This window comes from Leclercia sp. G3L (assembly GCF_021117075.1).
Lineage (GTDB): Bacteria > Pseudomonadota > Gammaproteobacteria > Enterobacterales > Enterobacteriaceae > Enterobacter > Enterobacter adecarboxylatus_C.
Genome location: NZ_CP088265.1, coordinates 1201007 through 1213927, shown reverse-complemented (window position 1 = coordinate 1213927; position 12921 = coordinate 1201007). Strand labels below are relative to the sequence as shown.

The following is a 12921-nucleotide window of genomic DNA, read 5'->3' as shown; positions in this document are numbered from 1 at the left end:
TCGTGGTGCAGCCCTTTTGCACTATGGTGCGCATGATAACGCCTTTTTGGGGTGTTTTAAAAGTTGGCACAGATTTCGCTTAATAAAAAATACGGCAACCAAAGGCAACATCGCCTGCCTTACACAGAATTTGAAGACCTCGTTACCACGACGACAATGACCAATCTGGAGAGTTAAGTATGTCCGCTGAACACGTTTTGACGATGCTGAACGAACATGAAGTGAAGTTTGTTGATCTGCGCTTCACCGATACCAAAGGCAAAGAACAGCACGTCACTATTCCTGCTCATCAGGTGAATGCCGAATTCTTTGAAGAAGGCAAAATGTTTGACGGCTCCTCGATTGGTGGCTGGAAAGGTATCAACGAATCTGACATGGTTCTGATGCCTGACGCATCCACTGCGCTCATTGACCCGTTCTTCGAAGAATCTACCCTGATCATCCGTTGCGATATCCTCGAGCCGGGCACCCTGCAGGGTTATGACCGCGACCCACGCTCTATCGCTAAACGCGCTGAAGAGTACCTGCGCTCCACCGGCATCGCAGACACCGTTCTGTTCGGGCCAGAGCCAGAGTTCTTCCTGTTCGACGACATCCGTTTTGGTGCGACCACTTCCGGTTCCCACGTTGCTATCGATGATATCGAAGGCGCATGGAACTCCTCCACCAAATACGAAGGTGGCAACAAAGGTCACCGTCCTGCTGTTAAAGGCGGTTACTTCCCGGTTCCTCCGGTCGACTCTTCACAGGACATCCGTTCTACCATGTGTCTGATCATGGAAGAGATGGGCCTGGTTGTTGAAGCACACCACCATGAAGTTGCAACTGCTGGCCAGAACGAAATCGCCACCCGTTTCAACACCATGACCAAGAAAGCGGACGAAATTCAGATCTACAAATACGTTGTGCACAACGTTGCGCACCGTTTCGGTAAAACCGCGACCTTCATGCCAAAACCAATGTTTGGTGACAACGGTTCCGGTATGCACTGCCACATGTCTCTGTCCAAGAACGGGACTAACCTGTTCGCTGGCGACAAATATGCAGGTCTGTCCGAGCAGGCACTGCACTACATTGGTGGCGTAATCAAACACGCTAAAGCGATCAACGCCCTGGCGAACCCAACCACTAACTCCTACAAGCGTCTGGTCCCAGGCTACGAAGCGCCGGTAATGCTGGCCTACTCTGCCCGTAACCGTTCTGCTTCTATCCGTATTCCGGTAGTTTCCTCTCCGAAAGCACGTCGTATCGAAGTTCGCTTCCCGGATCCAGCGGCTAACCCATACCTGTGCTTCGCAGCGCTGCTGATGGCGGGTCTTGACGGTATCAAGAACAAGATCCACCCGGGCGAAGCGATGGACAAAAACCTGTACGACCTGCCGCCAGAAGAAGCGAAAGAGATCCCACAGGTTGCAGGCTCTCTGGAAGAAGCCCTGAACGCGCTGGACGCAGACCGTGAGTTCCTGACGGCTGGCGGCGTGTTCACCGACGAAGCGATCGATGCTTACATCGCGCTGCGTATGGAAGAGAACGACCGTGTTCGCATGACGCCACACCCGGTTGAGTTCGAACTGTACTACAGCGTTTAATCTTCAATCCCTGTCGCGCGGCCTTTCCGCGCGAGATTGATAGCCGTTTTTTTTGTTGCCGTGGAAACTTTTCAGCCCATCTTCGGATGGGCTTTTTTCACCACCAACAAACTGATCTCACGCGCTTTTTACCGCAGAAACGCTATACTGCACTAAAATGGTGCAACCAACTCCAGGAGACTGCTGAATGGCAACTGGCACGCTGCCCGATGCTGGGCAGATCCTCAATTCACTGATCAACAGCATTTTATTGGTCGACGACGATCTGGCGGTGCATTACGCCAACCCTGCGGCCCAGCAGTTGCTTGCCCAGAGTTCACGCAAACTGTTTGGCGCGCCGTTACCCGAGCTGTTGAGTTATTTTTCCCTGAACATCGGCCTGATGCAGGAGAGCCTGCAGGCGGGACAAGGCTTTACCGATAACGAAGTCACGCTGGTGATCGACGGGCGCTCGCATATTCTCTCCCTGACCGCGCAACGGCTGCCGGAAGGCCTGATCCTGCTGGAGATGGCGCCAATGGATAATCAGCGTCGCCTGAGCCAGGAGCAGCTCCAGCATGCTCAGCAGATTGCAGCCCGCGACCTGGTGCGCGGCCTCGCCCATGAGATTAAAAATCCGCTTGGTGGCCTGCGCGGTGCGGCACAGCTGTTAACCAAAGCCCTGCCCGACCCGGCGCTGGCGGAGTACACCAACGTCATCATTGAACAGGCCGATCGCCTGCGTAATCTGGTGGATCGCCTGTTAGGTCCGCAGCAACCCGGGATGCACGTCACCGAGAGCATCCACAAAGTGGCCGAGCGCGTCGTCAAACTGGTGTCGATGGAGCTGCCGGATAACGTCAGGCTGATTCGGGATTACGATCCCAGCCTGCCGGAACTGCCGCACGATCCCGACCAGATTGAACAGGTATTACTGAATATCGTGCGCAATGCCCTGCAGGCATTAGGGGCGGATGGCGGAGAAATTATCCTGCGTACCCGCACCGCCTTTCAGCTCACCCTGCACGGTACGCGCTACCGTCTGGCGGCCCGCATCGACGTGGAAGATAACGGCCCGGGGATCCCTTCTCATTTACAGGACACGCTGTTTTACCCGATGGTCAGCGGCCGTGAAGGCGGGACCGGGCTTGGCTTATCCATTGCCCGAAATTTGATAGATCAGCATTCCGGCAAAATTGAATTTACCAGTTGGCCGGGTCATACCGAGTTTTCGGTTTACCTGCCAATCAGGAAATAGAGGGTTAGGTTATGCAACGAGGGATAGTCTGGGTAGTTGATGACGATAGCTCCATCCGCTGGGTGCTTGAACGGGCGCTTACCGGAGCAGGATTAAGCTGCACCGCTTTTGAGAGCGGGGCCGACGTGCTTGATGCACTCACCACCAAAACCCCGGACGTGCTGCTGTCCGATATCCGTATGCCGGGGATGGACGGCCTGGCGCTGTTAAAACAGATTAAGCAGCGCCACCCGATGCTGCCGGTCATCATAATGACTGCACATTCCGATCTGGATGCAGCGGTCAGCGCCTACCAGCAGGGTGCGTTCGATTACCTGCCAAAACCGTTCGATATTGACGAGGCAGTGGCGCTGGTTGAACGCGCCATCAGCCACTATCAGGAACAGCAGCAGCCGCGTAACGCCCCGGTATTCGGCCCTACCACCGATATCATTGGCGAAGCGCCGGCGATGCAGGATGTGTTTCGCATCATCGGCCGCCTGTCGCGCTCCTCCATAAGCGTGCTGATTAACGGTGAGTCAGGCACCGGGAAAGAGCTAGTCGCGCATGCCCTGCATCGCCACAGCCCGCGCGCCAAAGCCCCGTTTATCGCCCTGAATATGGCGGCGATCCCCAAGGATTTGATTGAATCCGAGCTGTTTGGTCACGAAAAAGGGGCGTTCACCGGTGCGAATACCATTCGTCAGGGTCGTTTCGAACAGGCTGATGGCGGCACACTTTTCCTGGATGAGATCGGCGACATGCCGCTGGACGTTCAGACCCGACTGCTGCGCGTGCTGGCCGACGGACAATTTTATCGCGTAGGCGGTTATGCCCCGGTGAAGGTGGATGTGCGCATTATTGCCGCAACGCACCAGAACCTGGAGCAGCGCGTGCAGGAAGGGAAATTCCGTGAGGACTTATTCCATCGACTGAACGTTATTCGCGTACATCTGCCTCCGCTGCGGGAGCGCCGGGAAGATATCCCGCGCCTGGCGCGTCATTTCCTGCAGGATGCCGCCCGCGAGCTGGGGGTGGAAGCCAAACTGCTGCACCCGGAAACCGAGGCCGCGCTGACGCGCCTGGCCTGGCCCGGTAACGTGCGCCAGCTGGAAAATACCTGTCGCTGGTTAACGGTGATGGCCGCAGGCCAGGAGGTTCTGATTCAGGATCTTCCCCCTGAGCTTTTCGAAACCCATGTACCAGAAAGCAGCACCGGTCAGACCCTGCCTGACAGCTGGGCGACTCTGCTGGCGCAGTGGGCCGATCGCGCCCTGCGTTCCGGTCATCAAAACCTGCTCTCCGAGGCACAGCCCGAGATGGAACGCACGCTGCTCACTACCGCGCTGCGCCATACCCAGGGCCATAAACAGGAGGCTGCACGCCTGCTCGGCTGGGGTCGCAATACCCTGACGCGTAAGTTAAAAGAGCTGGGCATGGAGTGAAATTTTACCCGCTGTGTAAAGAGGATGAATTAAGCGCAAACTGGCGTTATTTTGCGCTTTACTGTTCCGATGAGTTAAGTATTATCTTGCCCGGGAAAACGGGGGGATCATCATGCTGGAATCTATCGTTACAATCTTGTCTGGCGGCGTCGAAGCCAGCGCAGCAGCGGGACATACGCCACAGGCGGCCATTGCAGCTGTGCTGTGTGCGGCGCTGGTTGGGTTGTTTAGTTAGAGGGTTTGCCGGGTGGCGGCTACGCCTTACCCGGCCTACTTACTTCGGTACGCCTTAAATCACCCGCGAGAACTGCTGCAGACGCGCTTTTTGACGCAAATAGGCGTCGAAGCACATGCAGATATTACGAATCAACAGACGCCCCTTCGGCGTGACCTCAATCGCACGCTCCGTGACATCCACCAGCCCATCTTTTGCCAGCGGCGCCAGCAGCTTCAGGTCTTCCGCAAAGTAATCGCTAAACTGCAGATCCCACTGCGCTTCAACCTCGCTGAAGTCGAGGCGGAAGTTGCAGATCAGCGCTTTTATCACGTCCCGGCGGATACAGTCGTCGCGGGTTAACGCGATGCCGCGCCACAGAGCGTTGCCGGTTTCATCCACCTGCTGATAATAGTGCTTCAACTCTTTCTGGTTCTGGGCATAGCAGTCGCCAATCATGCTGATGGCCGAAACGCCCATCCCCAGCAGATCCGTATCACCCTGGGTGGTGTAACCCTGGAAATTGCGGTGCAGTACCCCTTCACGCTGAGCAATAGCCAGCTCGTCATCCGGACGGGCGAAGTGATCCATGCCGATAAACTGGTAGCCGGTCTCGGTCAGAGAGGTGATGGTTTCCTGCAGAATATCCAGTTTTTGCTGGGCGGAAGGCAGGTCGGCATCCTTGATTTTGCGTTGGGCAGCAAACAGCGTCGGCAGATGCGCATAGTTGAAGACGCTCAGGCGATCCGGGTTAAGCTCTGCCACGCGCTTCAGCGTAAAGGCAAAGCTTTCTGGCGTCTGCTTTGGCAGGCCATAAATCAGATCGATATTGGTCGAGGTGAAGCCAATATCCCGCGCGTGATTTAACAGAGCAAAAATGAACTCTTCATCCTGCTCGCGGTTGACCAGGCGCTGAACCTCTTTGTTGAAGTCCTGCACGCCCATACTCAGGCGGTTGAACCCTTCCGTGCGTAAGTGATCCAGTACATCCAGCTCAATTTCACGCGGATCAACCTCGATCGAGATTTCGGCATCATGGTTGAAATTAAAGTTGCCACGCAGCAGCGCCATTAAACGGCTGATTTGCGCTTTATTCAGGTAGGTCGGCGTACCACCGCCCCAGTGGAGCTGGGTGACATGCCGACCGGCAAACTGCGGCGCGCGATGCAGGATCTCCTGCTCAAGCGCATCCAGATACTGATCCGCTTTGTGCTGCTGGCGGGTCACAATTTTATTGCAGCCGCAGAAGTAGCAGAGCTTGTGGCAGAACGGGATATGAACATACAGAGAGAGCGGGCGGTCAGGGTAACGCGCAACTGCCTGCTGAAAATGGCTATCACCGAAGGCGTCGGAAAACTCCAGCGCGGTTGGATAAGAGGTATAACGCGGCCCGGAATAGTTATATTTTTGGATCAGAGCCAGATCCCAGTCGATGGTTGGTACAGACATGTTCACTCCTTCCGTTGGTGTCGCGTTCGTATACGGCGGCCCGTTCTGGCCCCTGTGCGGGCCATGAATCGGGTGCGCAGCCACTTCTGTCGCCGCGACAACCGCCGTAGTTTAACGAATAACCACACCAGATAACATATAACCGGAAGGGTTATAAGCAGGACGATAAAGCCTGCCGGGTGCAAATGTTAGTTTCCACCTTTCAGCAGGCGCATCATGTCTTCCTGCTTCTCTTCTTCTTCCTCTTCCTCTTCGTCGTCGTAAGAGAGGCCAAGCTTCTGCATCAGCTCATCGATGCGGTCCAGTTTGGCATCCACCCATGACTGCTCTTCAGCATTCAGGGTTTCACCCTCTTCAAGACGTTCCAGCAGCGCGTCCAGGCGCTCATCATTCTCCAGCAAATCCAGCTCAGCCTGCGGTGAAAGCATAGGTTTCTCGCTCTTGGGTTTGTGCTGCCTGGTGACCGGGGCATCGGTCACGCCTAATGGAACAGGTGTTTTACTGCCGATACGCGGGTCTTTCTGCTGCTTGTTTTTCGCAGACGCGCCGGATGAGTCACCGCCACTCGCGCGGCTGCCGGCAGCATGACCACGATGCTTTTTATCGCGTTTGCGATCGCGCGCTTCCTGATTCAGTTCTTCGCGCGTTTTGCGGCGTGCTTTTGCTGGACGTTTAGCGCCTGCAGCGGAGGTCGGTTTTTTCATGTTGTTTTGTCTTTAACTCGTTTTCTTCAGTATAGAATTGCGGCGAAATCTAGCAGAAAGCAAGCAAAGAAAAAAGGCGACAGAGCAATCTGTCGCCTTTTTTCCTGACTCACAACCCGTTATGGGTCTGACAATCCCTGTTTGCTGACAACTAACCCTGTTTTTCCGTTAGCAGGTACCGTCCGTGATAGGTCCTTTTCCCTTTTCAACGCCTCCGAGGCGTGCGTCTTCCTGACAATCCTGTGTCTTCGCCTCCTGGCGCTCCTGACCCTTATCCTTAAGTCCGGTTCCTCTCGGCATCCTCGCCGTTGAACGTTACTTTACGCTGTCAGGCAAAACCTACAACCCACTCACGCGACTTACACGCGACTTTAAGATTAAGACTAAGCGTTAATAGGCTGATTTTAATGGTTTTGATTTTTTAACGCCCTGCGATTTTTCTTAAATCTCCCATAGTAAAAAGGGCAGATCTCTTACAAAGTTCATGGTTTTTACTTACAGCCGCATTGCCGATGGGAAAAGCCTTTTCTCTCTGTTCAGGTATAATCCCCCCAACGTTACGAATTTCTGGAGACAACCACGTGACCAACCTGAATTATCACCAGACGCATTTTGTCCTTAGTGCGCCTGATATTCGCCATTTACCCGCTGATACGGGTCTTGAAGTGGCATTTGCTGGCCGGTCCAACGCGGGGAAATCCAGCGCTCTGAATACCCTGACCAATCAGAAAAGCCTGGCCCGTATCTCTAAAACGCCTGGCCGTACCCAGCTGATTAACCTGTTCGAAGTTGCGCCAGGCAAGCGCCTGGTTGACCTGCCAGGCTATGGCTACGCCGAAGTTCCGGAAGAGATGAAAATCAAGTGGCAGCGCGCCCTGGGTGAATATCTGGAAAAACGCCTGTGCCTGAAAGGTCTGGTCGTGCTGATGGATATTCGCCATCCGCTTAAAGATCTTGATCAGCAGATGATCCACTGGGCCGTCGAAAGCGGGATCCAGGTGCTGGTACTGCTGACCAAAGCCGACAAGCTGGCCAGCGGCGCGCGTAAAGCGCAGGTGAATATGGTGCGTGAAGCGGTTCTGGCATTCAACGGCGACATCCAGGTTGAAGCCTTCTCTTCGCTGAAGAAACTCGGTGTGGATAAACTGCGTGAGAAGCTGGATCACTGGTACAGCGAGCTGGAACCCGCAACAGAAGCGGAAGAGTGATAATAAGCGCGGCGATGTCCGCGCTTTTTTTTGCGCTGAATTTTACTTTGCCGCAATAAAAAACGCCCCAGTCATTACTGACTGGGGCGGCTAAAATATTCAGCCAAATCCGATTACGTGAAGTAAAAGGTCTGAAAGATAGAACATCTTACCTCTGTACCCTACGTGAATAACTCTACTCTGTTTTAGACTATAGACAAAGCACTTTTTGTAGTTTTTTTTCATTCTTTACATAGGGAATTCTAATGATCATCACAAAACGTTCATGGATATGTTGCTTACTTACAAAAACAGGTCATATCACATAAAGAGTTAGTGAGCCTGATCCCAGTTTTCTCCGCTATCCACTTCCACCAGCAACGGTACATCCAGCTTCACGGTATTCTCCATCAGTTCATGGATCTTTTTCGAGACGGCTTCCAGATCGTCTTTGTGCACTTCGAACACCAGTTCATCGTGTACCTGCATGATCATACGAACCCGCGGCTGCTCCTTCTCCAGCCAGGCATCAACGGCGATCATTGCACGCTTAATGATATCTGCCGCCGTCCCCTGCATCGGGGCGTTGATTGCTGCACGCTCGGCACCGGCACGGCGGGCGGCATTGCTGGATTTGATATCCGGCAGATAGAGGCGGCGTCCTTCCAGCGTTTCGACATAGCCTTTTTCTTTCGCCTGGGCGCGGGTGGTCTCCATGTACTGCAGCACGCCCGGATAGCGTTCGAAATAGAGATCCATATACTTCTGCGACTCTTTACGCGGAATGTTGAGCTGACGGGAGAGACCAAATGCGCTCATACCGTAGATCAGACCAAAGTTGATCGCTTTTGCGCTCCGGCGCTGTTCCCCGGTGACACTCTCAAGTGACATGCCAAACACTTCGGCAGCCGTGGCCCGGTGGATATCCTGTCCTTCCGCAAAGGCGGTCAACAGTCCCTTATCCCGGGACAGGTGCGCCATAATACGCAGTTCAATCTGTGAGTAGTCAGCAGAGACAATGACGTAGTCCTGCGGCGCAATAAACGCCTGACGAATACGACGCCCCTCTTCATTACGCACCGGAATGTTTTGCAGGTTAGGATCGGTTGAGGACAGTCGCCCGGTAGCCGCCACTGCCTGATGATAGGAGGTATGCACGCGACCCGTTTTCGGGTTGATCATCAACGGCAGCTTATCGGTGTAGGTCGATTTCAGCTTGGCCAGCCCGCGGTATTGCAGGATCACTTTTGGCAAAGGATAGTCCAGGGCCAGCTCCTCCAGCACCTCTTCGGAGGTGGACGGCGCCCCGCCCGGCGTCTTCTTCAGCGGCTTAATGCCCTGCTTTTCAAACAGGATGGTCTGCAGCTGCTTGGTGGATGAGAGATTAAACGGCTCGCCGGCGATCTCATGCGCTTTTTGCTCGAGTTCGTTCAGGCGCAACGCGATCTCTTCCGAGTGTTTATGCAGCACAGCCGGGTCGATCCTGACGCCGTTGCGCTCAATCCGGGACAGAACCGGCACCAGCGGCATCTCGATATTCTGGAACACGTTCAGCGGCCCGGCGTGTTTTTGCAGCTTTGGCCACATCTTTAAATGCAGTTGCAGCGTGACGTCGGCATCTTCAGCCGCATAGTGTCCCGCCTCTTCAAGAGCAATCTGGTTAAACGTCAGCTGATTCTTGCCCTTACCCGCAATCTCTTCAAAGGTGACGGTTTTGTGCTTCAGCCAGCGATCGGAGAGTGAATCCATATCATGACGACCGGCCACGCTGTCGAGGATATAGGACTCCAGCATGGTATCGAAGGCAATGCCCCGCAGCTCAATGCCGTAGTTCTGCAGGATGCCGCGATCGAACTTCAGGTTTTGCCCCACCTTGAGTGCTTTGTCGTCTTCAAGGATCGGCTTGAGGAGCTCGAGTACGCGCTCGCGGGCGATCTGTTCAGGCGCATCCAGATAGTCGTGTGCGACCGGCACATAGGCGGCAACGCCAGGCTCAGTGGCGAAGGAGAGACCCACCATATTGGCGGAGACATTATCGAGACTGTCGGTTTCGGTATCAAAAGCGAACACCGGCGCCTGCTTTAATTTTTCAATCCAGACCTGCAGCTGTGCTTCATCAAGGATGGTTTCGTAATGTTCAGAAGAGAGGACGCTGGCTTCTTCTTCCGGCTCCTCTTCTGCATCGATCACCCGCGTCTCTTTCGGCTTAGCCGCCGGTTTAGCCCCTTTCGCCTGCAGCCATTTCCCCGCTTCAAGATCGGTTATCCAGCGTTTGAATTCATACTGCTTAAACAGGCCCAACAGCTCTTCGGCAGCAGGCTGCTGCACTTCCAACTGCTCGCAGGTCAGATCCAGTTCAACGTCGGTTTTAATGGTCGCCAGCTGATAGGAGAGGTACGCCACCTCTTTGTTTTGCTCAAGCTTAGCGGCCATGGTTTTGGCACCGCGGAAGGTTAACCCGGCAATTTTATCCTGCTCGCTATACAGCGTATCCAGCCCACCCAACCCCTGCAGCAGAGCCTGGGCCGTCTTCTCGCCTACGCCCGGCACGCCCGGGATGTTATCGGAGGAGTCGCCCATCAGGGCGAGGAAGTCGATGATAAGCTCCGGCGGCACGCCATACTTTGTCACCACCTCTTCCGGGCCGAGGATAGTATTGGTCATGGTGTTAATCAGGGTGATCCCCGGCGTAACCAGCTGCGCCATATCTTTATCACCGGTACTGATCAACACAGGGCGACCCAGCTTTTCGGCTTCCCGCGCCAGCGTACCTATCACATCGTCCGCTTCCACGCCAGAGACGGCCATTAAAGGCAGCCCCATCGCTTTCACCATCTTATGCAGGGGTTCAATCTGCGCGCGCAGATCGTCCGGCATCGGCGGGCGATGGGATTTGTAATGTTCAAACAGCTCATCCCGGAAAGTTTTGCCTTTCGCATCGAAGACTACGGCGGCATGGCTCGGCTGATACTGCAGGATCAAGCTACGCAGCATGTTCAGCACGCCATACATTGCGCCCGTAGGCTCTCCCGCGCTGTTGGTCAGCGGAGGAAACGCATGATACGCCCGATAGAGGTAAGACGAACCGTCGACGAGAATAAGCGGATTTTCGGGGATCTGAACCATAATGTCCGTGCCTTTGAGTAATTTATGGATAAAGGATGCCACAGAAGGATGAAAACATCAGTTTTTCGCGGCCAATACAGCCAAAGATTTTGCGATCCTGAGGATCGCTCGCAAATAAAATCTGTGGATAAGTTTGTGAGTAGTTTCTGCGGCCTGGACTAAATGTGCTATCTGACGATCGTTGAAATAATATTAAATTTTAATAATCAATAAGTTATAATTTGATCGCGATCTCATATTGCTGATTGATGACAATTTACTCCATGTGGATATAAGCCACACTGGATCCGCGCCACAGGATTTTTCTCCACCGGGTATGCAATTCAGAATTCCCGCCAGGTAAAAGCGCCATCCTTAGAACGTTTTCTGGTAAAATCAGCGCCCGGTGTCTGTTTATCAGGCGCTAATTATAGCTAACTACCTGAAAACATTCATCATGTCTAGACTGCTGGCTGCGATCATACTCCTGTTAAGTATCGCATTAACTATTCTGGTCACCATCGCCTGTTCTGTGCCGATCATCATCGCCGGAATAATTAAACTGCTATTGCCGATCCCCGTCGTCTGGCGTGCTGTCTCTGCCTTCTGCAACTTTATGATGTACTGCTGGTGCGAAGGCCTGGCGGTACTACTGCGTCTTAACCCGCATCTGAAATGGGATGTTCAGGGTCTGGAAGGGCTTAACAAGAAAAACTGGTATTTGCTGATCTGCAACCACCATAGCTGGGCCGATATCGTGGTGTTGTGCGTGCTGTTTCGCAAACATATCCCGATGAATAAATATTTTCTTAAGCAGCAGCTTGCCTGGGTGCCCTTTATTGGCCTGGCCTGTTGGGCGCTGGATATGCCTTTCATGAAACGCTATTCGCGTAGCTATCTGATTCGTCATCCTGAGCGCCGTGGTAAAGATGTTGAAACGACCCGCCGCTCGTGCGAGAAGTTTCGCGCGCACCCTACCACGATCGTCAACTTTGTCGAAGGCTCTCGCTTTACCGAAGTGAAGCAGCAGCAAACCCGTTCTCCCTATGCCAACCTGCTGCCACCTAAAGCGGCCGGGATCGCCATGGCGCTTAACGTGCTGGGTCAACAGTTCGATAAATTACTGGACGTGACGCTCTGCTATCCCGAAAACGATAAGACGCCGTTTTACGATATGCTCAGCGGCAAGTTAACCCGGATCGTGGTGCGTATTAATCTGGTGCCTGTGGCGGAGGAATTACACGGGGACTATGTCAGTGATAAGAACTTTAAACGACGTTTCCAGCTCTGGCTGAATACGCTCTGGAGTGAGAAAGACGCGCTGATAAACACGATTAAAGCGGAATACAAAAACGCCGGTCATTGACCGGCGTTTTCTTTATTACTTCTTCTCAACCAGATACTTCACTGTATCGGCATATTGCTGGACAAAGATGTCCATGCTGCTGGTATCCATACCCTGCATATTCAGCTGATATTTGCCGTTAACATACATGGCTGGCACGCCGCGCAGTTCCAGATCGGCAGCAGCTTTTTCCTGCTGAGCCACCAGGGATTTCACGACAAAGCTATTCCAGGCTGCATCGTATTCTTCGCCTTTAACGCCGGCATCAACAAATACTTTACGGATATCGGCAGTGGTCTGAACGGTCTGGGTTTTCTGAACCGCTTCAAACATCGGCGCAGTAATTTTGTCTTCCACACCAAGCGCCATCGCAACGGCCCATGCCTGAGTCAGGTCTTTGCCCAACGGGCCAAGGAACTCAACGTGATACTTGGTCATTTTGGTGCCTTCCGGCAGCTTTTTCTTCACGCTATCGGAAACGTGCAGAACCTGCTCGAACTCATAGCAGTGCGGGCAGTAAAATGAGAAGAACTCAAGGACCTGAGGTTCTCCGGCAACCGGTTTGTCGAGGGTAATATACTGCTTGCCATCGGTGAACTGTGCAGCCGATGCGCTATAAGCCAGAATCATACCTGCCAGTGCCAGCCATATTTTTTTCATGATCAAC

General features: G+C 53.7%; 10 protein-coding genes and 1 pseudogene. 6 read left to right on the top strand and 5 right to left on the bottom strand.

What is annotated here, in order from left to right:
• The first annotated feature begins 179 nt into the window (after positions 1–179).
• The 4 genes from glnA (at position 180) to LRS40_RS07115 (ending at position 4485) form a co-directional block, all read left to right on the top strand.
• On the top strand, positions 180–1589 hold the full coding sequence (glnA, locus tag LRS40_RS07130) for a glutamate--ammonia ligase (protein ID WP_142487612.1): 1410 nt from the start codon (positions 180–182) through the stop codon (positions 1587–1589).
• A gap of 187 nt (positions 1590–1776) precedes the next feature.
• The gene (gene glnL, locus LRS40_RS07125) at positions 1777–2826 is read left to right on the top strand and encodes a nitrogen regulation protein NR(II) (RefSeq protein WP_142487613.1); all 1050 of its coding nucleotides are present in this window, start codon (positions 1777–1779) and stop codon (positions 2824–2826) included.
• 11 nt (positions 2827–2837) lie between these two features.
• The gene (gene glnG, locus LRS40_RS07120) at positions 2838–4250 is read left to right on the top strand and encodes a nitrogen regulation protein NR(I) (RefSeq protein ID WP_142487614.1); all 1413 of its coding nucleotides are present in this window, start codon (positions 2838–2840) and stop codon (positions 4248–4250) included.
• A gap of 112 nt (positions 4251–4362) precedes the next feature.
• The gene (locus LRS40_RS07115; protein ID WP_142487615.1) at positions 4363–4485 is read left to right on the top strand and encodes a YshB family small membrane protein; all 123 of its coding nucleotides are present in this window, start codon (positions 4363–4365) and stop codon (positions 4483–4485) included.
• Positions 4486–4539: 54 nt separating this feature from the next.
• Here the strand turns inward: LRS40_RS07115 and hemN are convergent, their stop codons facing one another.
• The 3 genes and pseudogenes from hemN to LRS40_RS24760 all read right to left on the bottom strand — a co-directional run.
• Positions 4540–5913: an oxygen-independent coproporphyrinogen III oxidase gene (hemN, locus tag LRS40_RS07110; RefSeq protein WP_142487616.1), complete on the bottom strand. Its 1374-nt coding sequence runs from the start codon at positions 5911–5913 to the stop codon at positions 4540–4542.
• A gap of 188 nt (positions 5914–6101) precedes the next feature.
• Complete coding sequence (gene yihI / locus LRS40_RS07105) at positions 6102–6617, bottom strand: Der GTPase-activating protein YihI (RefSeq protein WP_142487617.1); 516 nt, start codon at positions 6615–6617, stop codon at positions 6102–6104.
• Between the two features lie 192 nt (positions 6618–6809).
• Positions 6810–6917 (bottom strand): annotated as a pseudogene (locus tag LRS40_RS24760) (hypothetical protein); the annotation flags it as partial.
• A gap of 281 nt (positions 6918–7198) precedes the next feature.
• On the opposite strand from LRS40_RS24760, the gene yihA reads away from it, so the two are divergent.
• Positions 7199–7825: a ribosome biogenesis GTP-binding protein YihA/YsxC gene (gene yihA, locus LRS40_RS07100; protein WP_142487618.1), complete on the top strand. Its 627-nt coding sequence runs from the start codon at positions 7199–7201 to the stop codon at positions 7823–7825.
• A 312-nt stretch (positions 7826–8137) separates the two neighbouring features.
• Here the strand turns inward: yihA and polA are convergent, their stop codons facing one another.
• Complete coding sequence (gene polA / locus LRS40_RS07095; RefSeq protein ID WP_231313400.1) at positions 8138–10930, bottom strand: DNA polymerase I; 2793 nt, start codon at positions 10928–10930, stop codon at positions 8138–8140.
• Positions 10931–11366: 436 nt separating this feature from the next.
• Between polA and LRS40_RS07090 the strand changes: the two genes are divergently transcribed.
• Complete coding sequence (locus tag LRS40_RS07090) at positions 11367–12275, top strand: acyltransferase (RefSeq protein ID WP_142487620.1); 909 nt, start codon at positions 11367–11369, stop codon at positions 12273–12275.
• Between the two features lie 15 nt (positions 12276–12290).
• Here the strand turns inward: LRS40_RS07090 and dsbA are convergent, their stop codons facing one another.
• Positions 12291–12914, bottom strand: a complete 624-nt coding sequence (gene dsbA / locus LRS40_RS07085) for a thiol:disulfide interchange protein DsbA (protein WP_231313398.1) — start codon at positions 12912–12914, stop codon at positions 12291–12293.
• Between the last annotated feature and the right edge of the window lie 7 nt (positions 12915–12921).